Consider the following 20,710-nt stretch of genomic DNA (forward strand, 5'->3'; position numbering starts at 1 on the left):
ATTACTGTCCTGAGCCTAAGCTAGCGATTGTTCCCGCAGTCCTCCGATGAATGTCATTGAGAAGGGATTTGCCGGTAGTCGCTGAGGTGTTTATGTGACCAATACTTATGTGCGTCGTGGTGGCACTGCCTGCATGATTATTCACAACACTGCTGCGCTGCGCTGCTAAATAGGCGCCGCCCTGAGGTAGGCCAGCAATCACCTTAGGTACGTATGCGGAAGTTTCGCCAGGCATAGCAGAAAGACCATACTTATCGACATTACCCTCTCCCCAGTTGTAAGCAGCCAGAGCATACTGGAGCTTGCCGTGATAATGCTTTAGGAGCTCTGAAAGATATTTCGCCGCGGCCTGGGCAGATTTTTGCGGATCGAATACATCATTGCCTGACAAGCCCAAATCTTTAGCTGTCGGGTCCATAAACTGGAATAAACCTTTAGCACCGGCCGGAGACTGTGCGAACTGATCGCCATTTGATTCCGTTGTGGCCACTGAGTTAAGTAGCCCCGCTGGTAAACCATACTGCGCCTCAAGTTGTCCGAACTGGCTGGACATGAAAGACAATAGCTCTTTGCCCTTTCCTATGGCGTGGGCAGACTGAGCATGTTGAAGCGGCACATATGCTAGCTCCTGACTTGCAGCGCGGCGTGCTGCCCAATCACCCGTAACAAAATCCCTTACCTGATTTCCTGCTTCTGTAAAGGTGCCACTATCGGCGGTTGGGATCTGAATGCCAGTGTGTTGGAAAAGCCATGCCCGAAACTCATCACCGGTCTTAGCTACAGCATCAGCACCGGGTAAATTATTCAAGGTTTTTACTACTGGGTTATTTTTTAATGCAGGATGTGCATCCTCATACGGCTTAATAACAATCGCTTCAAGAGCAGTCAATCCCGTTATTAACCCGGCAGGCCCCATAATTGATGAGCTAAGCCCGGTGAATAAAGAAAGAAGTTTACCGCCAACCGATGCGCCAACCAGTATCTCAATAGCAGTCTTCCAGCCACCAACCGCATCCGCCCCTTTATTAGCCCAGGTAACGACATCAACAATAGCTTTCTGGATTTTATCCAGAGCAGCTTGAACTTCCTTCGGGTGTGAATTTAGCCAGGACGCCCACTGTTTCATGTAATTGATGACCTGCTCGAAAGCTGGTTCAAGCGCAACAAAAACCGTGTTCTCAACGTCTCTAAGTTGCTGCCCCAGATCCGTCATTGCCGCCGTAGCCTTTTGGGCACGTTCAATAGCCTCATTATTGATATTCGAATTGGCCGTCATCTGACTAACGCCGGGGAGAAACTTACCCTGGGCGTTATTTTGAATATCAGCCGCATCTAGCCCCACCATCCCCCCAAACGTGTACTGGTCCGCTTTATTGACGTGCTGGAGCCTAGACATTATAAGCCGCATAACATCGCCAGCATCATGGGCCACCATTACCTGAGGACTAACTCCTAACCGCTGGGCTACCTGGTAAATTTTCCCACTATAGTCGCCCGTAGCATGCGCGTCATTCATTTGCTGCTGCACATTAGAAAGCGCGCCAGTAATTGACTGCGCAGTTGAGCCAGCCTTTTGCGCCTGGCGCTGCCACCCATCCAATTCCTTGGCAGACATGCCGAGTGCTTTTGACTGAATGGACAGCTGCATAATCCCTGTCGTCATGCTTGTGACGAAACCAACCGCACCGCCGACCGATAAGCTGATCCCCGCAAATGCCAAAAGCTCAGTCTTGAGGCCGGTAAAAATATTCTGAGTTTTTTTGGCCGTTTCCTGCAGGCCCTTTTGAAGCTTTGAGGAGGTTTCGCCCAGTTTCTTTTGAGATTCAGAGGTGTGCTTAGTGGTATCGTCAAATGAGGACACAAGGTCTGCCAGGTTTTTCTGAATCTCCTGAACCATCGGTAGTACGGCTTTTTGAAAGTCAGTCAGCTGATCGGCATCAACGCCGATGCTGACATAGAACTCCTCGAGGGTGCTTCCTTCCATTAATCACCGCCGCTTAAAATTTTCGTGTTGTGGTTATCCACTGAGGCAATTTCCAGCAGGTCATAGACGTCCTCGAGGCAGTACACTGTTTGACACTCGTAAAGCGTGGCAAGCTTTGAGGAAACCACCGAGGCGATAGTGATCGAGATGTTTGTATACTCGATCAATTTTTTCTGCGGTGGCATCTGGAGCGGAGCGTCTACTCTGCGGCGTCGGTAAAAAAATCGATGTTAATTTTGATAGCTTCAGTGCGCAGTTTAGATATCGAAGAAAGCTCCTCAATATCATCATCATCCAATGCACGAGTAATCGTCGGATCCGCAGCACTCGGCATGATTTTAACCTGCGTCATGAGTTCAGCCTGGAGCTGCGAAGAAACATACGGGTCAGCTTTGATCAGCATATCCATGAACATCGTTTCCACCGCCTTTGAGGCCTGCTCCTTTTCCGCCTCGCCTTTACCATCTTTAGGCTTTCCAGCTACTCCAAATAAAATTTGAGCCATCGCTGCGGCACTGCCAATCTGGCTTAATTCCGCACCTTTCCCGCTGCCGTACACGCCGTTAAGTAAACGCAATGACCAGCTATCAATTTGGGCCGCCGACATCTCTGTAATCAGAAAACGCTTCCCTTTATCTCGCCCCTTATCGAGCGTGATGCTTAGTGTTTTACGAGCCATAAATTAGCGTCCTTTAGTTAAGAAGAATACTCAGACGGGGTAACAGATTCCCAGCGGATTAATGCGGTGATGGGCTGAACGGTCTTTGCTGCTGAAGCCATCGTGGTGCAGTTAATCAGCACGCCGTTTGTGCAGGTGTACTTCTTGCCATGGGTTGGGAAAATAATGGTCGCGTTACAGCGATAAACCGCGATGCTGGTTCTGCTGGTTGTTGCCCACGTCTGGAACTTCGTGTAGGTGGCGCTATCCGGCATGATATGCCATGTCTGGTCCATAGGCGTAAGTATCGCCCCGGCCGATAACGTCCCATCAACTCCCATCACCGTTTCCGCCAACTCAAGATTGGTCACATCAAAAATATTATCAGCCGTAAATCCCTGAAGCGTAAAACCAGAGGTGTACAAGTTAGTGACAGTCATGGTTGCTACGACGTCAGCAGCAGTGATTATTCCACTCATTTATTGCACCTCGACACTATTAAGGGTTAACGACTGGATTTGACCACCGTCGGTGTACCACAGATAAACAACCACACTCTCCCTGTCCATGCGCTGCGTAGCGGTAAAGCTGCCGATATACATGTAATATCCGGTGTTGGTCAGCGTGGTGCTAATGTCTGTACCGACGATCGACTTAATTTTAAGTATCTGACTTGAGTCAAGCGAGGTCCCCGTGCTAATGCCGCCCCAGGTTTTAAATTGAGCAATAACATCTGAACACCACGACTCTACCGTCGCCTTGCCCGTTGTGTTATATGGCAGGTTCGTTTTGTCCAGGAACCCCGTCAGGATTGCACTCTGGAGATTTGCATTTAGCCAAATTTGCCCGAAGTAAGCGTCAGCCCACAGGTAATCACCTGTAATACTGCCCGGTGCCCAATATTTTTCAGCAATGTTATTCGCCCCATACTGGCCATAAAAGTTGTAGCCATTGGCTTCAAGCGCGGTCCATTCGGCATCGGTAGAGGCCTGCGCAAGTAAGCCATCCAGCTGAGTATATTTAAGGGAGTTTCGACCATTCTCTTGATCAAAATTGAGGGCAGCTGCCCAACCCATCACGCTGGCTGCATGCGTTTGGTCGCCATAAACGGGGATCGTCCCGCCGTAGCTATAAACCTCATCAATCTGATAAGCCATTGTCTCCGTGCTCCCCGAGACCGTTTCTGTGCCATCGTTTGACCAACCCACGTAGGCATAGCGATCGCTTTTGTTTGAGCACCATTCGGCAAACAGGAGGTGCTGGGAGACCGAACACTCAAAGGACGTAGTGAATGTTGCCCAATCGTCTGTAGCCGCTATCAAAGCCGTGAAACTATCTGTTGGGTCCGTAATAGCATCCGCGCCCTGAGAGATAACTGCGCCCGTTGCCGATGTAAGCAACAATGATGTCGCCAGGTCACCAGAAGCGTAAGTGATGGCAGAGTTTGCGCCGGTCGTCGCAGACGAGATGATGAAAGCAGTCACGGTAGTGTCGTAAGCCACACTTACCGTGTCGCCCAAGGCTGTTTGAATTGCCGCCGCCGCGCCAGCAAAACTGGTTACTGATGACAAATCAATAGCGCCTGTGATTGAGGTGCCGTTATCAACAGTAAGTGTCAGAGAGCCTGAAAGCAGCTTAAGTGCGGACACTGTCATGGAGGACATTGACGCAGAGCGAAGCCAGGCTGAGACATCAGTGGTGTTATAGCCCCAAAAATACAACGTGCCAGGTAAGGATGTGCAGTTTGTATAGCCTTGTAAATAAATTTCAGCCATCGAATATTCGGTGGCCGCCGTGCCGTAATAGGTCCCGACATCATCGTCATCAGTGAACGTTGATAGCGTGCCGACCGGCGCATAAGCACTATTTGTAAGAATTACCCCATTAAGGTCCAGCGCATCGCCCGAGGCGGCCAGAACTCCAGGGATAATTTTAATATCTTTACTCAGAGAGATAGACATTTCTTGTCTCCAGAAACGGAAAAACCCGCCGGAGCGGGTGATAGTTTATTGCGGTGTGAGTCAAAGAGAGTCTACTGAGTAGGCCTCAAGCTCCACGCTATCGAAGAAGTAACGAGGTAATGTGATTGACCTATCGATGACCAAGGTCACGTCGAGGGTCCAGCGGTCTCCATAGCCTGACTCGGAATTAATGAATGCCGTTTGCCGCAGGTCTCCTGTGGACACTGGTGCCAGTGGGTAGCCGAAAGACTTGAATGCCTCACAGGCCCACTCAGAACGAAATGTTGTTGAAATCAAACCGGCCATCGACTCCGACTCGCTACCAAAGCAGTCGAGTTGCACGCGCCATAGCGCTGTCCGTTGATGAACCTCATCCCCAGGGGTACTCGTGCCATTGTCGTAGTCAATCCGGTTGGTAGATTTCACATCCTCACCGAGCGATGTCATCGCAATGAAATTACCCTCGGGGATAGAAACCTTATTTTGCTGACTTTGAATGACGGGAACATCAACGAGTAGCAGGAGAAATTTACGGAGCGCGGTGAACATGTCCGACTGAGAAAGTGAGTTGCTTACGTTAGCTGTAAACATGCAACCACCCTTGTCCAGTCAGGCCAGATTTCCGGCACCGCTACAACAAGCCAGGTGTCATCACCAATAACGAACAAATCTCCGCCCTCATTCTTTTTGCGATTCATCCCGCACCAGTTACCGTTGGTGTAAATACCGATGAACTGACCTTGAAGGTTGAGGTTGTCTAAATGCTCCAAGTCATTTTGTGAAATGGCCTGCTTCTGCACATCCATCGTTACCGCATCTGCGTAGCTGGGTGTCATAGAGCCATTATCGGCAGTATCGTAACCGGTCGATTTATAAATCTGAGCGGACACGTTGGGATTAATGCTCTGTGTGACGCTATTGGCGATGCCTCTGAGGTTCATTTGCTACCATCCATAATTTCGAAGCTGAGCGCATTTTCCATTGAACCGGTTTCGACCAACGGTTTCTCAGGGTTAGCTATACCCTTGCGCTTTTTGGTCGCCCAGGTTCCGTTACTGATCGGGACGAAATTACCTTCGATGATTGTGTTCTGAATATCTGCAACCATCACCCCGCCAAGCATCTGCAGGGCATCCCTCACTGATTCTTTAGAAACAGGTTGCTCAGCCAGTTTTTTAGTGAGATTAGCAGCCCATTTATCGGACTCAGCCTTAATCGTATTGCGGAAAAAAGGACGGGCGGGAATGATGATGTTGTGCGCGGGGATTGTCACATCCTGAACGAAATTAGACTTTTCCCGGCTAACGAAACGGTTACCAACGCTGCCATCAGCCGCCTGCTTGAAGTGAACCTGGCTTTTCCTCGCTTCCACTTTTACCAGCGCGCCAAATTCGTTTGCGGCTGCATACGGAGCGATTAGCTCACCGGTTTCAGAGTTTGTTGCGCTATTCAGTATCCCGACTTTCATGCTGATATTTTTTACGGCGCTGATCCGCGCCAGCGCTGCCTGGAGCTTGCCGCCGACTTTTAGCGAGTTAGCCATGCTCACCCCCAAGGATGATAGTATTTTTTTGCCACATACCGGCCGCCGACAACATACTTGCGCGTGGACTGCCAGTACATGCTTCCGCACGGGGTCAACTTAAACCATGAAGCATCGGCAGCATTTGGAACCGAGAATGATACGCTAACCGAGCCCTCTGACGCGCCAGCGATCGGCCCCGCTTGGCCGTCACCCCACAACGCTATCGTCGCAATATGGCAGGTCAGTAGGTTTAGAATCGTTTGCCGATCATTAATGCCATTGGCCGGGTCATACGGAACAATTGAGCTGTTGGTGTTATCAAGCAGCAGGCATGCCACGTTAAACGCCTCATTAAGTTGCGCATCAGTGAGCGCGCCAGCAAAGCGCGGGTAAACTCCGGTGAACGCAGTAGGGTCAAACGTGACGACTGCCATTAGGCTGCGACCTTCTCAGCTTGCGTGATGGTAGTACTTGTATCGATAGGCTCGCGCCCGTGACGTTTTTCGATACGCTCACGAGCCATATCTTCCGCGCTTGCGAAGTCGTCAGCAGCAACGATCAGCTCGTTTCGGAAAAGTTTGGTTTTACCGTACTCCTTAAGCAAAGCCTCCCACTCGACTGCTGGAATTTCCGTTTTACCGTATAGTCCTACTGGAATTTTGCCCTTATCTACCCCGATCAGGCTTACTGCGTTGCCATTAATTTTAATGACCTTGCCGTTGCTCAAGCTAAATTCGATACCGTGAGGGTTGTTCATGCGGACATGTTTGATTTTTTCTGCGGCCATGATTATCTCTTCTTCAAATAGAAAAAAGGCCCCGAACGGAGCCTTTCAGATTTTCAATTAATGGTAAGTCTGTCGCTTAAACGCCAACCATCTGAGCAAACGCAAACGGGATCTTAATGATGCCGCCATAGGTGGTTGCTGTGAATTTCTGGCTAAAGCTCGACAACGCTGGAATGATTCGGCCAGCGCGGAACTTCGCGCCAAAGCCGAGCAAACCGGTCTGCATGCCTGCTACTTTGGGGGCGAACATGAACATCGTTTCACCGGCATCGCCTGACAGTTGCGGAAGGACAATGATGGTGAGGTTAGAGAAGTATTTATGCAGCATATCCAACACTGAGACGTTGAAGTCTGTTGCCCCACCAAACATAACGCTGGTATCTGGAGACACGGCAAGTTTGATTTCGTCTTTGTTTGTGATGATACCGTTGGATTGCTTCACCAGGCGCTGGAATAACGCCAGGCAGTCGTTGTAACGTTGCTGGGTATTCTTATCTGCCCATTCAGTCACAACTGAGCCGTTCACGGTTACTGAAGTTGGTGAAATTGCCGCTGGCAGATTGGGATCATTCAGCGCCCCATAGATTTCCAAATCCTCAACGCCGAGAAGATAGAATTTATTGGCGTCGATATCGATAGTCGTGGCAGCAGCCCGCTGCTTTTCAGCGGCGAGGTTAATTTTAGCGACAGATGAAGTCTCAACTTCCAGATCACCATAATCGATAATGGTACTGAAACGATACTGCTCGCGGGTAAGCCAGTTAACGTTCATGCCGGACTTCCCAGACTGGCCGTAGTCAGAATAGGGTGATGTGGTACCGGTAATTTCATTGGTGCGCCACTTCATATACGCCGTGGTCCAATCGCCCTTTTGTTCTTCGCTCAAAAGCTCGCGCGAGTTTCGCGGCGCGGTAAGAATATCAACCACTTCTGGGTCAATGTATGCCGTGAACTCAGCGGGGATGGAGGAGTTAGCGCTAGTAATTAACGCGGCATCCTGAGCCATTTTTGCGGTGTTGGCATGATCAATCCACATGCGGGCGCCAGGGAACGAAAAGCCATATTTCGCGGCCTGGGTGAAAGATAATTGCATTGAGTTTCTCCAACCCGCTGACGCAGATAGCCCTCACCGATGAAGGCGATACGTCAGTTGGTTTAAATTAAAGTGGGATGGTTAAGCTGCGGCTGAAAGCGCTGACCAGTTTGAGATGGTCGCAATACCGCTCTGACTATCGTAGTTTTCAACCCGCCAATCAGTTTCGACAGATCCGCTTACCGTGTCGCCCGTAGCAGCGCCAGAAATGCTGCCATCAGTCAGAGATGCGAAGACTTTTTGCCCGATGGTTACAGCAGCTGTTGGCTTGACGAAGTAATCGCCTTTGCGCGCTACCGTTAGAACCGATCCGGCCGGGATAACCATTGTGCCGGGGCTGGTTAAGTTGTAGTTGAAGTTAACCAACACACGCTCAACCAGGCCAAGCGGCTGGACTGAATCATCAGAATACTGTTGCGCTTCGGTGAAAGCATAGGAGCCAGGCCAGACGAATTGGCCCACCGTCACATTACTGGTCGCGATTGGGTTAAAGGGCACGTAAACGAACGGATTGTTTGAAGCGCGATCCCCTGGCACCGCCGGGGAGTAATAAAGACCAACTTGAGTTTGCATTTACAGTAGCTCCTTAGCCAAATTTAATATTTGCGAGGTGGGCGAAATGGCCTGTCAGCTCTGCGGGTTCATCTTTAAAAGCATGGTCGTTGGCTAAGGCTGAAGGCTGGCGCTCAGAAATCATGTCGAACATGCCCTCGTAGGCTTCCGGCTTGTAGTTCTTGATATTCACGCCCTTGCTTTTCAGCGCATGCGCGAAAATATCCTCAGCGCTGTCGAATGCCATTGCATCGAGATCACCGACCAAGCTACGGACTTTATTACCGGCCGCATTTAACTTACGCGCATGGCCCAAGGCTTCTTTTTTTGCCTGAGCAATGATGGCTTTACTGTCCATCGCAGGGCCCTTACCGTTGTCGTCGTCCAGATTGTCATCACCAACCGGCTTGACTTTACCATCAGACAAATCATCCAGATCTTCGTCAGTCGCAGGTGCTGCCAGGCAGGCTAGCAGCTTCTGAAGCAATTCATCAGGCACTTTACCCTCGAGCATTGTTCGTAAACTTTCCGAAGCATTATCCTCATCAAACGCCGGGTCATCCTCCTTCGCTCCCTCATCCTCGGGCTCTACTGCGCCGCCAGCCGCGTCAAGGAGCTCGACCAGGTCATCAGCTTCAATATCCATGTCCTGAGCAATCATACTGCCGTACTTACGAGATACGGCTTTCGCCAGGGTGGAAGATTTTTTGTAGGAGCCGACTAGTTTAGTCAGATCGTCCGGCAGAGCATCCTGCGCCAGGCGCGGGGCTAAGTAAGTGCCGAGAGCAGCTCGCACTGCTACTTGCACACGGGTTAATTTCATAGGTTTTATTACCTTTTTGATTTTCGACGGCATACCGTCATGTACGTAAACGTCGGGTCCTGCCCGACCCTCTTTAACGAGCGCCACATGATTTCCCCGGATGTTTCGCATCACGAAGTCATAGGCAACGCCGTTAAACTCGCCTGGCGTAAAGTCTGGCGTGTAGAAATACCCGCAGCTGATTTCACGCAACGTTTCATCGTTGATGCCGTCAATTGCAGTCTGATCAGTAATGGTCAGGGAGTTATCGAGATAAGGTGCGCTCCAAACCGGCGTTGTGCCGACCGAACCCACTCTCACCTCTTTAAGCGGAGCATGGGCGCTGTCCTGCTGATGGATGATCAGCAGCGGCATCCCGTTGAACATATCGAGGGACTTTTCAAGCTCCTCGGCTGGACGGTAGCCGTAATAGACTTTGTCCGGCTCGAGTCCTAATTCCTCGTAGCCTGGGATTTCACTCCCCAGATACGGGGCAACCTGCTCTTTTGTTAAGTGGGTCTGCGTAACGTGAAGATATCCGTTCTCATCGATGCGGCGGCGTGAGGATTCAGCATCCAAAGCAATGCCGCGCACCAGAGGCTTTTTATTTTTTGGCATGATGCCCTCTGAATTTCAGGCATAAAAAAAACCGCCTAAACGACCGTTTGGGTAAGTTGAATTTACATTAATCGAATCCCGGCACGACCGGCCGGAAGGTGCATTTACAGTTAATTAGCTCAGCTGGCATTATCCACTCACCGTCAATGAAAGCCCCCTTAGCCAGGCTGAAACGCAGCTTATCCTCTCCCGCCTTAACGTGGGAATGACGATAGGTTTTGCTGCCGCCGCTATGATGTACCCATATCCCCTCGGCAATCCCCACGGACAGATTTCTCTGAATCGCTATCGCCTGTGTGGCCTTGTTGTTCTGATCGCGGGCAATCACGATTGCGCGTCGCCGGGTAACACCATAGCGCTGCTGTAGTTCGTCCCTGAGCCAGGCAATATCACGACCACGGGATACGCTCTCTTGCACGAGGACGTCAACCTGAGTGAGATATTGCTCGGGGATACTCTTTATCAGGCTGACCTGAGTGCGGTAGGTAGCAGCCAAGACAGTTTTCACTTCGGGGGTGTTCTGCATTTTCACCGACATGCCGGCGGTGTTTAGCGCGTGAATCGTTGATGATGAAACGGCCTGGTCAGTCGAGCGCACAAACCAACTGCTCGTTAATTCCGCGTGCTCGTTAAAGCGCTTGCGCCATTGTTTGAGCAGCTTTGATAGCTTGGTGGCCATCGCCTTGGCTGGATTAGCGTCTTGCGCGATGACGGGCATTTGGCGCTTATATTCGGCCTCAATCCAATAGCAGATCGAGTTATTCATCTCATCGACAATATCAACCAAATTCCTCTGATAGGCCTTCTCGATCCCCATGTTCCCGCGCGTCGGCCTGGCTGTTTTCGATGTTCGCATACATATCCTCATCTTGCGGGCTAGTCGGCATCTCGCTGACATCGATATCGGCATAACCAGAGTTAGGATCCGCCGCAATCTTCTTGCGCACCTCAAGCGGCGATACGACGTTGCGGTCGAGGTAGTAAGAATCCGATTCGGCTTTGGTGTTCTGCGTGGTGGCTATCGCGGCATCGTCATCTTCGTTGAGGCTGCGGAATTTGAAGCTGACCGATTTATTGATCTGCCCAAATTTCACAATCTGGATGATGTCGAGAACCTTCTGAAGACCAGCCCGGAACAACTTGCCCTGCTCCGTCGAGACGTGGTCGTTATAATTGGTAATGTCCGCTTCGCCAGTGTTAAAGCCTGCAGGCGATATGCCCATGGTTTTAACGGCCGGTGTGCGGTTAATAGCCACGACGAATTCAAGTTGCTGACGCACGATATCCGTGACACCGGAAAGTGGCGTAACCACGTTCACGATGTCTTCCATCTCCATATCGATAGCCATGGTGCCGTCGTTTGACCGATAGGAGTTCATGTAATCGAGACGGGCATCTAGCGAACCGGTCGAGTTTGGGTTGCTAAGAATGTCCTGCATGTCAGTTTTGAGAATGGTCAGGCTAAATTTTTCAAGTAGCCTGGTCGCCGCAGCGCGCGCATCCTGAAAATGCAGAACGTAGTCATAAAGAATTTGCGCCCGAGGAATGCCGAGGAAATTATAGGACGGTTTCAGCATAAGCGGCACTTCGTCGCCCACGATGCGGATGAGGCGGCTTGAATGGACCTCTTTACTCAATATCCACCAGGTATCTGGATTGAAATATTTGGGGCTGAGCGGATCGGTTGACTCGTATCGACCGGGGAAAATATTGATTGGCTCGACTACGGTCAGGCGTTTGAAATTACTTAGTTCGGCCGATTTATCAGATATATCTAGCGGCAGCTTCAATGTTTCGCCTGATACGCCTGTATCGATGAAAATCAGGCAGCCGCCGAAGTACCCATTTAGCTCAGCTGCCTTATGGAATACCTCGCGAACTTTGTAATCGATCATCGCATCTTCGATGGTCTTCTTTACTTCCGACTCGTCACCACCGCCTTTAACGTCGGCCTCAACAATTTCAATCCATTCACGCGTCATGTCATCCGCAGTCGTTTCTACACACGCACGGATCAGGCCATTCTGTGAAATGTTGGACAGCGCGGCATAGCCCATGAACGAGGGTGCGCCACCAAAGCCTTGCCCCATTTCGAAAGCATGCTGTAGGAGTGTATAAGCGCCACCGCCTGTCATTGCATGGTCAGCAGCCATCTTTATTTCTTGGGGCACGCCGAGTGTTTTAGCTGGCCCGTAAATTATTTTGATTTCATCAATCGTCGGGATATAGCCTGGCGTTAGAAGCCGTTCACGAGCTGTTGCACCGAGATGTAGCCCTTTTCGCTCTGGGCGTGACGAGGCGCGCCGTGCATTACGACGTTGAGTTTTAGTTGTCATAGATTACCGGCGTGAATGGAGGTTTCTTGATTTAGCTCGAGCAACAGTTGCAGGGTTCATGTTGATCCCGCCCGTACCTACACTTAATTCAGTGAGCGCCCAAACGGCCGCATCAAGTCGGTCAGGGGATTTCTTTGCAGTCGCTGGCACATACTCGAGGTATTGGTTTTCCACCTGGTAGAGATTGCCGAGATGGGCAACTTTTCCCTGTGAGTACAAGGCTGATATCGGTTCGGCGCGGGCATACTTGCCTTTGCTGGCATGGACGCGAATAATTCGACCAATGAATCCGGCATTTTTGAGAGTTTCCTCGGCCATGTCGCCGCCCTGGTTCGTCTCAATGACTATCGCGTCCGCGTCGTGGGTTTTATAAGCCTCTATGGCCCGAGTAGCCCAACCATTCGGGGAGTAATGGCCCGAGTAGTCGCCGTCAAGGGAGTACATTCTCTCTTTGCCGCCACCGTATGAGGATCCGACTACTATCCCCGTCTCATCGCTATCGGGATTATTAGAGGCTTGTGGGTCAATGCCGACGACCGTTCTGGATTTCTCCAGGTGGATAGTCATTTTATGGGAGGCGTTAACCATGTCCTCCGTCCACAGCGCACCCTCAGCATTGAATCGCCGAGGATTTTGCATGTACTGGGCCTCAGCTGTTCTCCTGTGCGAGAAAAGCGATACGCGGTGCGTTTCGTTATGCTTGAACTCCCATAGCCATCCATCAGGCAAGCCGTGTTCGATCGGGATAGCATGAGTGTTGTCTGGATACGCTTCATGGTAGGACTTGCTGTTATCAATCAGCACCGGCAAATTGAGATGATGCCACTTTTCACCACTCCCGCCTCGCAGCAGATAGCCACTAAGGTCATGAAAGTGGATCCGCTGCATGATGACAATCATCGGCGTTGTTTCGATGGCCAGGCGGCTTTTAATTGTTTCGTTAAAGCGATTGTTTACGCCGTCACGAACCGTCTCAGAATAAGCGTCATCTGGTTTAACCGGGTCATCGATAATTAGCGCACCCTGCCAGCCTGGCTCCATATGCCCGGCACGAAAGCCAGTAACCTGACCGGCCGCGGATGATGCATAAACGCCGCCGCCCTGCTCTGTCCACCACATTGCCTTACTGTCCGAGTCATCCTTAAGCGACATGGGCCACATGGACTGGTACGCAGAGGATTTCACAATAGCGCGGGCAGTCGATGAGTTTAGTAGTGCAAGATTGTGCGAATAAGACAAGTGCATGAAGCGGGCGCGGTTATTGATCGCAAGGCCATGGGCGATCAGGTTTATCGTGGCCAGCTCAGTTTTGGTGTAACCGGGCGGAACGTTAATGATTAGGCGTGATATTTCACCATTCACGACGCGCTGAAGCGTATCGTCAATTACCCGATGATGTGGGGCGATAATCATCTTGCCGCCGCTGCGCTGCTTGAAGAAATAGCGGGAAAAATAAAGCCCGTCTTCCTCGCACTCTAGCTTACGCGCATAGTTTCGCTGCTCAACAGTCGTCATCCTCCAACATCTCCTGTCGAGCCTGCTTATATTCTTCTTTGCTCAAAGTGGCTGACTCAATCGGACCGCCGTTCTTACCGGTATGCTCAACCTTCTGGCGATTAGTGTAAGCCTCTCCAACCTCTTTGGCTGCTTGCTCCAACAGCTGAGCTGCCATAGCTATATTCTTCATGCCTTCAGCTTTTGTCGCCATGCGATCAAGCGCCCGCAGCCTATAGGCGCGACTGGCAATCGGTATGTCTGAAATTTCGTTCTGGAATCGCTCGCGGGTGCTTTTAAATAACTCAACCCACTTAGGGGCCAATCCAACACCTGCCGCCTTTGTAGGGTCGTGAGATGCGGCCTGCTGGCGAGTAATATCAACGGAGAATTCTTTCTTTACCGACTCGACGATCTGCGAAGGGGTATCGAAGCATGCCAAGCCTTGAACGATGAAGGCTTTCACTTCTGGTTTCAGTGATGCCATATTTCATCATCCGTATTTAACAGTATTAAAATTATGCCAACTTCAGCATGCATGTCCCGCATGCCCTGGCCATATCGATCCCTGCTACGTCTGGTTTGTTTTTAGCAGCGTCAATCATCTCTTGGACTTCAACGCTCGCACCGTATCTACGTACGACGCCAACAAACTCTTCAACGTCGTGGCCGCGCATCGCCAATGCTGGCTGACCATCTTTGTTGAACTTTGGCGCGCCGAATTCATCCTTAGCCTGGCCGATGTGATAAAGCTCATGTTCGACTAACGCGCAGAACTCACGGTCAGTGCATTGGGCACAATAGTCTGCTGCCAGCGTAATGATGAATTTTGGCACCTCGCCGAACCATTCATGCATCTGCTGCTCCAATCTGGCCTTCTGCCAGCCACCGGCACGCATTGCCACTTGCTCGGCTTGACCAAGCACAGTTCTACCCTGCTTTTCGAATGCAGATGACGCCCACATGATTTTTATATCAGCTTCAATCAGGTGAGCGTGGTCTTCGTTATAGAGCGAGCCATCTTCATCAAGGATCTGGCTGTTTACCCACTCAAGCACTTCAGGGGCTGGGTATACACGAGTGTAGAAATGGAATGAGCCAAGGGGGTCTAATGGCGGCAGCGGTCTTTTGATAGAATCGACCATTTTTAGAATATCCTGCTGGTTGGTTGAGTATTACCCTCGGTGATTTCATCACCACGCCCCAAGGATTCAATATGTTTATTCTGTCAAAGGCGCTCATTGAATGCCTTTTGCAGAATTTTATAAATTACGCAACAGCAGCCACTACGCCTTCATCGTCTGCGCTATCGTCAACCGCAACAGCAGTGCTGGAAGCGGATGCATCAGCGGAAGGGTCTGTGCTATCTGGGAACAGTGTAGCAATCGAGGTTGCCACTGCATCAGCCAGGCCAACGGTTTTGGCTTCAGTGATTTTGCTAACGATCAGTGCGGTTACGTCATCGGCCTGAATTGCTGTTTTTAGTTCGTCGGTGGTTACGTCTATGGTCATTTTAACCCCTAATTTTAAGGCAATAAAAAACCGCCCGGAGGCGGCGATATCTAAGTATTATCATCGGAATGCTTTCGGAGTGTGGCGTGCATTGCCAGATAGATTAGTCCGAAACCAATTAAAATTAAAAAACGATATCCCAGTGCGTTGAAAAGCCATACTCCTCCCACCCCCCCTAATAGAAATGAAATGAGTGTAAAAGAATGAAGCCTAAGACGTTCGAGATAAAGTGGAGCTTCTTTTGGTGATTCTTTTCTACGTACTACGTCAAAAAGCATTGCTAATTCAATACCAATATCCGTAGATGTCCCTGACACATGAGTCGTTCTCACGCGTGCATTCGATATCCGAGTCACTACTGCATTCTGTAATCCCATTAAAAAACTCAGACTCAAGATCAATACTACGCCAGGAGAAGACGGTGTTAACCAGCTTTCAACAATACCCAGTATCATCAGAGCCCCCCCCTCAATCAAGATATTTAAAGCATATACAGAACGAATATTCTTTCTTCGACCTGCATTTATAATAATTGTTGAGAACACCGCGCCGGAGATAAAAGTAGCTACAATCCACAGAAAAAAAATACCTGGTACAAGGTTTAACTTCGCAAGATTTGCTGACAATGATGAGACGTTCCCGGTCATATTTGCAGAAAAAAAACCTACAGACTCAAATGCCGCAGTATTTAGAGCCCCAGCAACTGCAGCAAGCGTGCTTGCCAAGCGTCTATCGGCACGATTACTGCGAGCATCCTCAGTACTAGTGAGCATAGTGATTGCCATGGTGACTTTACATGCAGATATAGTCTGCTGATTGCTCGAAATGGACAAGAAATTTGAAACTTATTCTTCTGTCGCTGATAGAAAATTATGGTCACATTGATCCGGCTTAACACCTAGACACATCTCAGGCTGATTATCATCATCAAACGTCCGACAGACAGACAGACACTTTGTCATGAAGAGATGTTGGGAAATATCCTCTTGTTTTAACTGCGCATGTCGGTTAAATAGAGGAACCATGCATAGGGCATGGAAGGAGATTATTATGGGTTACTTTGTCATTAAGAAATCTGAAAAAGCTGTATCTCAACCGTTTTACTTCCTGCTTAAAGCCGATAACCATGAGACTATCGCAACCAGCGAAATGTATTCTTCAAAGGATGCCGCTAAGAAAGGGATTGCTTCTGTTCAGAAGAATGGCCCTTCAACTGATATTCGCGATCAGACTGTGTAACATCTGATATATCTCAGGCCCGGATACAGGGCCTTTTTGGTCAACAATTGCTCATTCTCTTTCTGTCATTATCTAGCCCACTCGTGAATGAGCTATGGAATGAAGAGCCGTTGTGAAAGTGGTTCTCATATAGTTACTACTTGTCGACCTCTCCGTATCGCTTTTCACCGATGCGCCGGAGAACTCGTAGCTGAAGATTGATGCTGTGTACTATTTCCTTCGCAGCGGCCACCCTGCCAGTCTCTAGCAGCTCAAACGCATTCCCCATCGCTTCTTCGATATAATCGATACGGTTGTATTCGCTTTTTGTCATGTTAGGCCGCCAGCCTGTGCTGCTCTTCAATCAGAGGCTGGCGGTGGTTGCGATCAAACATTCCCTTCAGCACCTCTTTCCTCTGGTCAAAGTCCCACCCCATACTGATAAATACCGTATTGGCGCGTTGCAACTCGGTAACACAGTGGATCTGCATCGGGGTCAGGTAATCACGAATAGACTCCTTCTTGTCTATCTCATGATGAACACGGAATTTTGCTGACGTCATGCCAATAGCCAGTCGATTAATCAGATCAGCCTCATTGCTGAAATGATGCGGAGCAATGGACTTACCCGCTGCCTCACGCTCATGCTTTATGGCATCAGTCATTGGCTTGTATTCGAGCCGTGAGGTGTTGCGGTCAAGCTTTTTGCTGGCAAGCGCTCCACGCATTCTGAAGAATTCGGATACGAGGCGTTTTTTGAATGCACGCACCACATCATTGTTCCGCATATAAGTTATCAGTAACGTTGTTTGCAGCTCGTTAAGCAAAGCAACTCTCTGCTTTTGCTTGCCGCCGTTTGTATCAAAGGTGCGGATTTCAAATCCGACCCCACCAAATTCTTCAAGGTCCAACTTGTTACGATCCACTAACTTGATGATGGTGTCATGGTCGCGGCCAACCCCACCAGCGATAGCCACAGTATTGGTTACAAGGTCGAGTTTTTTAATTTCAACTAATTGCATGGTTATTACCTTTCAAAAAAGAGACCTCTGCTCACCAGAACGCCATGCCTGAGCGCACCATGCTGCGATGGCGTTCTCAGAGGTCGCTTTTGTGAATGGTCTCAGGACTGGAAGCGCGGGTGAGTGCGCGGGGATTTACTGCAGGCATAAAAAAGCCCCGCACGGTAGAGGGGCTTATGGGTGATGCAGGTCAGACTTTAAGCTGCGGTTTCCACTGCTGTCGAGGTATCAGTGGTGTCGTCTGAGGCAGCACTGATATCGGTATCGGTATCGGTATCGGTATCGGTATCGGTAGCTGAGTCGGCGCTTGAATCAGTGGCGGTTGCCGCGCTGGTTTCGTCAGTGAATAGCGCTGTAATCTGCTTTACGGCTGATTCTTCCAGTCCATCCGTTTTTAAATCTTTCAGCTTCGTGATGATCAGGGACTGCACTTCACTATCTTGCAGCACAGTTTTCAAATCATCTTGAGTAACTTCAACAGTCATTTTTAGTCCTGAAATTTAGGCATAAAAAAAGCCGAAAGACACTTAATGTGTAATTCAGCCAGCTTGGTAAAAATGTAACTTATTTATTGATTACTTCAACCAACTATTTTTTAGAGGTATTTATCTTTCAGCGCTACTAGTTCGACTTCAACTTCTTTACCCAGCACTTCGATACCCTGCTCTACGAATTTAAAAAATGCTTCTGCTTTGGCTTTAAACTCTGCCAGAGGAGACTCTGAAGTAGTCGATACCACGTCTGTGGCTGTAGAAGCCGTTTCAGTGGTTGCGGTAGTTGTATCAGTAGACGTAGCGGTTGTGGTATCGGTCGAAGCAGTGGCATCAGTTGAGGCTGTGCTCGCATCAGTGGTAGCGGCCGTAGTTGATGAGTCAGTGGTGGTCGCTGCTGCCGTGGTTGTATCAGTAGTGGTTGCTGCGGCAGTAGTTGCCGTTGTATCGGTAGTTGTTGCAGCTGTATCGGTCATCGTGTTTTCTCCGGATGTTGAAGTTTCAGCCGTCTTGGCTGAGGTGAAATAAAGGCTCTTGATAGCAGCCCAAAGACGCTTAATCATTTCTGTCTGGCCTCAGTTATATGTCGCTTTTTTCATCTGGATGGCGTATGCCTCTTCCATTGTCGCGTCTCGCCAGCTAGTAGAGTTGCGGTCAATTTCAGGAAAGTGCGTCGATGGCCTTCTGTAGGTTCGCTGGTTTATTTCAACCTGTAATATTGCAAGCCCTGTAATAGGTTGGCGACGAAATTTGAAATTACCGGTGATGCCGGTCTCTAAAGTGTTTATGGGCATCGGACTCATTCTTTCTGCCTCTCAGTTTCAATTTGCCGTATGCCGTCAAGCTGGCTGCTGGTTTACCCAACCAAGCCCTTAATAAAATCTTCACGCATTGTTAAAATACCTGGTTTGATTTCTCTCAAAACCACCTGAACACTCACTGTCCCATCTGCAGATTCTGTTTTCTTCTGCAGTACGAGTTCAAGTTTTGAACCAACATTCGGCACCTCGCCGTCAAAGTACTGGCCTACAGCCTGCTTATCTCCAGATAACTCCAGAAAGGAACAATCGTCCGGACTGCAAGCGCTAATGCCGAGGTCTTTACCAGCGAGGTTGTCTTTTTCATGGTTCATAGTTATTTACCTTGTTGATTGGTTTCAATTTGGCGGATGCCATCTAATTGGCTATTGCAGTTCTGCAAGTCGGTTAGCAGTAACTCATTCCACAGCACGCTTGCACCGTAAGTTAACGGGTCACTTGGCATGGGTGACGGCTGGCACTGATTTAGCAGGCTGGCCGGTATCGGCGTTACTGGCACTTTGACGTACTGCGTTGTAGTGGTCCCGCAGGCTGTCAGTAGCGGCAGCAGGAACAAGCACCAGATTGCACGGTGCTGTTTCAAGTACCGTCTTAATGATTGTCTGGCGGCCCTGACTGGCAGAGGCGTTCGTTTTTTGCGCATCCAGGGTAGCTCCGGCAATGGTGTTGAATATGCCGACGCTCAGCGCCTGAGATTGGGTGATGAATTCGGCTTCTTTCTTTTGCTGCACTGCGATAGTGAGTTGGTCGGTGGTTGATACCGACTTACCGTAGTAGTGGAAGGCAGCCTACATCAGCAGGGAAATTATCAGCAGGATGATAGCTGTCAGGGCAACGGCAATTTTGTTAATCATGAGAGAAGTACTCCAATGAATAAGCACCAGCCCCAACCCTTTTTGCCAAATAGCGCAAGCACAAAGGCGAAATAGAAAAGCATTAGCGCTAATCCATGTCGGTTCATGGTTGCCCCATCAGGCAAACTTGCCGGTCAATTTCACGCCGGTTGATCAGGCCACGATTCCTCTGCTTATTCACGTATACCCATTTGCGAAGGTCATCGCATGCTTCAGTAGTCTGGCCAGCGTTGAGATGACGCAGTAAAGAGGAGTGCTTGAAGGAGGTAACGCCGACGTTGTATGCAAAACTATACATGGCAGCGCGGGTGTAGTTGTCGATGGGCACCTTTACAGCCGCATCCACAGCCTTTTTAACCGGCACCAGGTGTTTAATTAGCAGCGCATCGCACTCTTTGTCTGAGTAGTGGTGCCCGATAATCACATCCGGTCCGGTTATCCCGCTGCATACCGTCCAGACTCCGCCCTGATCGCGGTAAGGGACGCTTTTCTGCCCTTCCACTCCATCCGGGCCACCGAGCAGAGCAATCGCTATTGTTATCGCGGTTGCTCCGCCCAACTTAACTATCTTGCTCCGCAATTCCGGTGACATCGCCATAATTACTCCACCTGATCCATGGCGCTTTCCACTTTTTCAGCGACGTTAGCAGGATTAACTTCTGAATCGCCTTTATGCCCGGCGAGAAATGAGACCATTGCGTCCGTACGTTTCTCATCAAGCGTCTGCTTTACCTTTAACGCGTTGCGATTGTTTAGGAAGGTACTGAATGAAAGTAATGCACCAAACAATGCACACAGGACGTATATCCACTGCTCGGTCGATAGGCCCGCAGCACTGGCAATAGTCGTCAGCGTGGCCCAGAAATGTGTCCACCATCCGTCATTATTCTGTTGATTCATTTTCACGGTTCCACTCCCATTCTTTAGATGGGCTGTGTCAGTAGTCGAAGGGATTAGCGCCGGAATGCATTGCAATAGGCGTCAT

The 20,710-nt window shown here is 49.7% G+C and carries 30 protein-coding genes; 1 reads left to right on the forward strand and 29 read right to left on the reverse strand.

Annotated elements, in window-relative coordinates:
* Position 1: 1 nt before the first annotated feature.
* From SPM24T3_RS13625 to SPM24T3_RS13720, 20 genes are all read right to left on the reverse strand, one after another.
* On the reverse strand, positions 2 to 1,984 hold the full coding sequence (locus SPM24T3_RS13625) for a lytic transglycosylase domain-containing protein (RefSeq protein ID WP_009637354.1): 1,983 nt from the start codon (positions 1,982 to 1,984) through the stop codon (positions 2 to 4).
* A complete protein-coding gene (locus SPM24T3_RS13630) occupies positions 1,984 to 2,151 on the reverse strand; it encodes a transglycosylase (RefSeq protein ID WP_237713058.1) in 168 nt (55 codons plus the stop codon). Before SPM24T3_RS13630 ends, SPM24T3_RS13625 begins: the two co-directional genes overlap by 1 nt.
* Positions 2,152 to 2,183: 32 nt before the next feature.
* Positions 2,184 to 2,663 carry a hypothetical protein gene (locus SPM24T3_RS13635; RefSeq protein ID WP_009637356.1) on the reverse strand — a complete coding sequence of 160 codons (480 nt, stop codon included), beginning with the start codon at positions 2,661 to 2,663 and terminating at the stop codon, positions 2,184 to 2,186.
* A 17-nt stretch (positions 2,664 to 2,680) separates the two neighbouring features.
* Complete coding sequence (locus SPM24T3_RS13640) at positions 2,681 to 3,121, reverse strand: hypothetical protein (protein WP_009637357.1); 441 nt, start codon at positions 3,119 to 3,121, stop codon at positions 2,681 to 2,683.
* Positions 3,122 to 4,603, reverse strand: a complete 1,482-nt coding sequence (locus SPM24T3_RS13645; protein ID WP_009637358.1) for a DUF3383 domain-containing protein — start codon at positions 4,601 to 4,603, stop codon at positions 3,122 to 3,124. It lies immediately after the preceding gene.
* Positions 4,604 to 4,663: 60 nt separating this feature from the next.
* Positions 4,664 to 5,194: a hypothetical protein gene (locus SPM24T3_RS13650; RefSeq protein WP_009637359.1), complete on the reverse strand. Its 531-nt coding sequence runs from the start codon at positions 5,192 to 5,194 to the stop codon at positions 4,664 to 4,666.
* On the reverse strand, positions 5,176 to 5,544 hold the full coding sequence (locus SPM24T3_RS13655; protein ID WP_009637360.1) for a hypothetical protein: 369 nt from the start codon (positions 5,542 to 5,544) through the stop codon (positions 5,176 to 5,178). Before SPM24T3_RS13655 ends, SPM24T3_RS13650 begins: the two co-directional genes overlap by 19 nt.
* The gene (locus SPM24T3_RS13660) at positions 5,541 to 6,146 is read right to left on the reverse strand and encodes a hypothetical protein (RefSeq protein ID WP_009637361.1); all 606 of its coding nucleotides are present in this window, start codon (positions 6,144 to 6,146) and stop codon (positions 5,541 to 5,543) included. The genes SPM24T3_RS13655 and SPM24T3_RS13660 overlap by 4 nt, the downstream gene beginning before the upstream one ends.
* Before the next feature lie 2 nt (positions 6,147 to 6,148).
* Complete coding sequence (locus SPM24T3_RS13665; RefSeq protein WP_009637362.1) at positions 6,149 to 6,562, reverse strand: DUF4054 domain-containing protein; 414 nt, start codon at positions 6,560 to 6,562, stop codon at positions 6,149 to 6,151.
* Positions 6,562 to 6,915, reverse strand: a complete 354-nt coding sequence (locus SPM24T3_RS13670; RefSeq protein WP_009637363.1) for a hypothetical protein — start codon at positions 6,913 to 6,915, stop codon at positions 6,562 to 6,564. The genes SPM24T3_RS13665 and SPM24T3_RS13670 overlap by 1 nt, the downstream gene beginning before the upstream one ends.
* A 76-nt stretch (positions 6,916 to 6,991) precedes the next feature.
* Positions 6,992 to 8,008 (reverse strand): major capsid family protein, encoded by a 1,017-nt coding sequence (locus tag SPM24T3_RS13675; RefSeq protein ID WP_009637364.1) that lies wholly within the window; start codon positions 8,006 to 8,008, stop codon positions 6,992 to 6,994.
* 81 nt (positions 8,009 to 8,089) lie between these two features.
* Positions 8,090 to 8,581, reverse strand: a complete 492-nt coding sequence (locus SPM24T3_RS13680) for a hypothetical protein (RefSeq protein WP_009637365.1) — start codon at positions 8,579 to 8,581, stop codon at positions 8,090 to 8,092.
* 13 nt (positions 8,582 to 8,594) lie between these two features.
* The gene (locus SPM24T3_RS13685) at positions 8,595 to 9,980 is read right to left on the reverse strand and encodes a DUF2213 domain-containing protein (protein ID WP_009637366.1); all 1,386 of its coding nucleotides are present in this window, start codon (positions 9,978 to 9,980) and stop codon (positions 8,595 to 8,597) included.
* A gap of 67 nt (positions 9,981 to 10,047) precedes the next feature.
* Positions 10,048 to 10,836, reverse strand: coding sequence for a phage head morphogenesis protein (locus SPM24T3_RS13690; protein WP_237713059.1), 789 nt, complete (start codon positions 10,834 to 10,836; stop codon positions 10,048 to 10,050).
* Positions 10,760 to 12,316 (reverse strand): DUF1073 domain-containing protein, encoded by a 1,557-nt coding sequence (locus SPM24T3_RS13695; RefSeq protein ID WP_037378555.1) that lies wholly within the window; start codon positions 12,314 to 12,316, stop codon positions 10,760 to 10,762. Before SPM24T3_RS13695 ends, SPM24T3_RS13690 begins: the two co-directional genes overlap by 77 nt.
* Before the next feature lie 3 nt (positions 12,317 to 12,319).
* Positions 12,320 to 13,831, reverse strand: coding sequence for a hypothetical protein (locus tag SPM24T3_RS13700; protein ID WP_009637369.1), 1,512 nt, complete (start codon positions 13,829 to 13,831; stop codon positions 12,320 to 12,322).
* Entirely contained in the window at positions 13,818 to 14,297 is a 480-nt protein-coding gene (locus SPM24T3_RS13705; RefSeq protein ID WP_009637370.1) for a DUF2280 domain-containing protein, read from the reverse strand. Before SPM24T3_RS13705 ends, SPM24T3_RS13700 begins: the two co-directional genes overlap by 14 nt.
* A gap of 31 nt (positions 14,298 to 14,328) precedes the next feature.
* Positions 14,329 to 14,955, reverse strand: coding sequence for a putative metallopeptidase (locus tag SPM24T3_RS13710; protein WP_009637371.1), 627 nt, complete (start codon positions 14,953 to 14,955; stop codon positions 14,329 to 14,331).
* 124 nt (positions 14,956 to 15,079) lie between these two features.
* Positions 15,080 to 15,322: a hypothetical protein gene (locus SPM24T3_RS13715; protein WP_009637372.1), complete on the reverse strand. Its 243-nt coding sequence runs from the start codon at positions 15,320 to 15,322 to the stop codon at positions 15,080 to 15,082.
* Between the two features lie 50 nt (positions 15,323 to 15,372).
* Positions 15,373 to 16,095, reverse strand: a complete 723-nt coding sequence (locus SPM24T3_RS13720) for a YoaK family protein (RefSeq protein ID WP_037378558.1) — start codon at positions 16,093 to 16,095, stop codon at positions 15,373 to 15,375.
* A 277-nt stretch (positions 16,096 to 16,372) separates the two neighbouring features.
* Between SPM24T3_RS13720 and SPM24T3_RS13725 the strand changes: the two genes are divergently transcribed.
* Positions 16,373 to 16,561 (forward strand): YegP family protein, encoded by a 189-nt coding sequence (locus SPM24T3_RS13725; protein ID WP_009637374.1) that lies wholly within the window; start codon positions 16,373 to 16,375, stop codon positions 16,559 to 16,561.
* A gap of 136 nt (positions 16,562 to 16,697) precedes the next feature.
* Here SPM24T3_RS13725 and SPM24T3_RS25725 read toward each other — a convergent pair whose 3' ends face one another.
* The 9 genes from SPM24T3_RS25725 to SPM24T3_RS13770 all read right to left on the reverse strand — a co-directional run bounded on the left by SPM24T3_RS25725 (position 16,698) and on the right by SPM24T3_RS13770 (position 20,625).
* Positions 16,698 to 16,874, reverse strand: coding sequence for a hypothetical protein (locus tag SPM24T3_RS25725; RefSeq protein WP_192807951.1), 177 nt, complete (start codon positions 16,872 to 16,874; stop codon positions 16,698 to 16,700).
* Between the two features lies 1 nt (position 16,875).
* Complete coding sequence (locus SPM24T3_RS13730; protein WP_009637375.1) at positions 16,876 to 17,562, reverse strand: Rha family transcriptional regulator; 687 nt, start codon at positions 17,560 to 17,562, stop codon at positions 16,876 to 16,878.
* Between the two features lie 197 nt (positions 17,563 to 17,759).
* On the reverse strand, positions 17,760 to 18,047 hold the full coding sequence (locus SPM24T3_RS13735) for a hypothetical protein (RefSeq protein WP_009637376.1): 288 nt from the start codon (positions 18,045 to 18,047) through the stop codon (positions 17,760 to 17,762).
* Positions 18,048 to 18,157: 110 nt separating this feature from the next.
* Positions 18,158 to 18,529, reverse strand: coding sequence for a hypothetical protein (locus SPM24T3_RS25480; RefSeq protein WP_157135302.1), 372 nt, complete (start codon positions 18,527 to 18,529; stop codon positions 18,158 to 18,160).
* A 380-nt stretch (positions 18,530 to 18,909) separates the two neighbouring features.
* Positions 18,910 to 19,185 carry a hypothetical protein gene (locus SPM24T3_RS13755; protein ID WP_009637379.1) on the reverse strand — a complete coding sequence of 92 codons (276 nt, stop codon included), beginning with the start codon at positions 19,183 to 19,185 and terminating at the stop codon, positions 18,910 to 18,912.
* Positions 19,186 to 19,187: 2 nt separating this feature from the next.
* The gene (locus tag SPM24T3_RS26045) at positions 19,188 to 19,316 is read right to left on the reverse strand and encodes a hypothetical protein (RefSeq protein ID WP_255346522.1); all 129 of its coding nucleotides are present in this window, start codon (positions 19,314 to 19,316) and stop codon (positions 19,188 to 19,190) included.
* Complete coding sequence (locus tag SPM24T3_RS25730; protein ID WP_009637380.1) at positions 19,306 to 19,602, reverse strand: hypothetical protein; 297 nt, start codon at positions 19,600 to 19,602, stop codon at positions 19,306 to 19,308. The genes SPM24T3_RS26045 and SPM24T3_RS25730 overlap by 11 nt, the downstream gene beginning before the upstream one ends.
* A 226-nt stretch (positions 19,603 to 19,828) precedes the next feature.
* Positions 19,829 to 20,323 carry a lysozyme gene (locus SPM24T3_RS13765; protein ID WP_009637381.1) on the reverse strand — a complete coding sequence of 165 codons (495 nt, stop codon included), beginning with the start codon at positions 20,321 to 20,323 and terminating at the stop codon, positions 19,829 to 19,831.
* A gap of 2 nt (positions 20,324 to 20,325) precedes the next feature.
* Entirely contained in the window at positions 20,326 to 20,625 is a 300-nt protein-coding gene (locus tag SPM24T3_RS13770) for a hypothetical protein (RefSeq protein ID WP_009637382.1), read from the reverse strand.
* Between the last annotated feature and the right edge of the window lie 85 nt (positions 20,626 to 20,710).

Source organism: Serratia sp. M24T3, assembly GCF_000257645.1.
Classification (GTDB): Bacteria; Pseudomonadota; Gammaproteobacteria; order Enterobacterales; family Enterobacteriaceae; genus Rouxiella.

What these genes read in the sequence shown, in the direction of transcription:
- SPM24T3_RS13625 (WP_009637354.1), bottom strand. Translation starts at nt 1,984, where the DNA reads ATGGAAGGAAGCACCCTCGAGGAGTTCTATGTCAGCATCGGCGTTGAT.
- SPM24T3_RS13635 (WP_009637356.1), bottom strand. Translation starts at nt 2,663, where the DNA reads ATGGCTCGTAAAACACTAAGCATCACGCTCGATAAGGGGCGAGATAAA.
- SPM24T3_RS13640 (WP_009637357.1), bottom strand. Translation starts at nt 3,121, where the DNA reads ATGAGTGGAATAATCACTGCTGCTGACGTCGTAGCAACCATGACTGTC.
- SPM24T3_RS13645 (WP_009637358.1), bottom strand. Translation starts at nt 4,603, where the DNA reads ATGTCTATCTCTCTGAGTAAAGATATTAAAATTATCCCTGGAGTTCTG.
- SPM24T3_RS13650 (WP_009637359.1), bottom strand. Translation starts at nt 5,194, where the DNA reads ATGTTTACAGCTAACGTAAGCAACTCACTTTCTCAGTCGGACATGTTC.
- SPM24T3_RS13655 (WP_009637360.1), bottom strand. Translation starts at nt 5,544, where the DNA reads ATGAACCTCAGAGGCATCGCCAATAGCGTCACACAGAGCATTAATCCC.
- SPM24T3_RS13660 (WP_009637361.1), bottom strand. Translation starts at nt 6,146, where the DNA reads ATGGCTAACTCGCTAAAAGTCGGCGGCAAGCTCCAGGCAGCGCTGGCG.
- SPM24T3_RS13665 (WP_009637362.1), bottom strand. Translation starts at nt 6,562, where the DNA reads ATGGCAGTCGTCACGTTTGACCCTACTGCGTTCACCGGAGTTTACCCG.
- SPM24T3_RS13670 (WP_009637363.1), bottom strand. Translation starts at nt 6,915, where the DNA reads ATGGCCGCAGAAAAAATCAAACATGTCCGCATGAACAACCCTCACGGT.
- SPM24T3_RS13675 (WP_009637364.1), bottom strand. Translation starts at nt 8,008, where the DNA reads ATGCAATTATCTTTCACCCAGGCCGCGAAATATGGCTTTTCGTTCCCT.
- SPM24T3_RS13680 (WP_009637365.1), bottom strand. Translation starts at nt 8,581, where the DNA reads ATGCAAACTCAAGTTGGTCTTTATTACTCCCCGGCGGTGCCAGGGGAT.
- SPM24T3_RS13685 (WP_009637366.1), bottom strand. Translation starts at nt 9,980, where the DNA reads ATGCCAAAAAATAAAAAGCCTCTGGTGCGCGGCATTGCTTTGGATGCT.
- SPM24T3_RS13690 (WP_237713059.1), bottom strand. Translation starts at nt 10,836, where the DNA reads ATGCGAACATCGAAAACAGCCAGGCCGACGCGCGGGAACATGGGGATC.
- SPM24T3_RS13695 (WP_037378555.1), bottom strand. Translation starts at nt 12,316, where the DNA reads ATGACAACTAAAACTCAACGTCGTAATGCACGGCGCGCCTCGTCACGC.
- SPM24T3_RS13700 (WP_009637369.1), bottom strand. Translation starts at nt 13,831, where the DNA reads ATGACGACTGTTGAGCAGCGAAACTATGCGCGTAAGCTAGAGTGCGAG.
- SPM24T3_RS13705 (WP_009637370.1), bottom strand. Translation starts at nt 14,297, where the DNA reads ATGGCATCACTGAAACCAGAAGTGAAAGCCTTCATCGTTCAAGGCTTG.
- SPM24T3_RS13710 (WP_009637371.1), bottom strand. Translation starts at nt 14,955, where the DNA reads ATGGTCGATTCTATCAAAAGACCGCTGCCGCCATTAGACCCCCTTGGC.
- SPM24T3_RS13715 (WP_009637372.1), bottom strand. Translation starts at nt 15,322, where the DNA reads ATGACCATAGACGTAACCACCGACGAACTAAAAACAGCAATTCAGGCC.
- SPM24T3_RS13720 (WP_037378558.1), bottom strand. Translation starts at nt 16,095, where the DNA reads ATGCTCACTAGTACTGAGGATGCTCGCAGTAATCGTGCCGATAGACGC.
- SPM24T3_RS13725 (WP_009637374.1), top strand. Translation starts at nt 16,373, where the DNA reads ATGGGTTACTTTGTCATTAAGAAATCTGAAAAAGCTGTATCTCAACCG.
- SPM24T3_RS25725 (WP_192807951.1), bottom strand. Translation starts at nt 16,874, where the DNA reads ATGACAAAAAGCGAATACAACCGTATCGATTATATCGAAGAAGCGATG.
- SPM24T3_RS13730 (WP_009637375.1), bottom strand. Translation starts at nt 17,562, where the DNA reads ATGCAATTAGTTGAAATTAAAAAACTCGACCTTGTAACCAATACTGTG.
- SPM24T3_RS13735 (WP_009637376.1), bottom strand. Translation starts at nt 18,047, where the DNA reads ATGACTGTTGAAGTTACTCAAGATGATTTGAAAACTGTGCTGCAAGAT.
- SPM24T3_RS25480 (WP_157135302.1), bottom strand. Translation starts at nt 18,529, where the DNA reads ATGACCGATACAGCTGCAACAACTACCGATACAACGGCAACTACTGCC.
- SPM24T3_RS13755 (WP_009637379.1), bottom strand. Translation starts at nt 19,185, where the DNA reads ATGAACCATGAAAAAGACAACCTCGCTGGTAAAGACCTCGGCATTAGC.
- SPM24T3_RS26045 (WP_255346522.1), bottom strand. Translation starts at nt 19,316, where the DNA reads ATGCCAAGTGACCCGTTAACTTACGGTGCAAGCGTGCTGTGGAATGAG.
- SPM24T3_RS13765 (WP_009637381.1), bottom strand. Translation starts at nt 20,323, where the DNA reads ATGGCGATGTCACCGGAATTGCGGAGCAAGATAGTTAAGTTGGGCGGA.
- SPM24T3_RS13770 (WP_009637382.1), bottom strand. Translation starts at nt 20,625, where the DNA reads ATGAATCAACAGAATAATGACGGATGGTGGACACATTTCTGGGCCACG.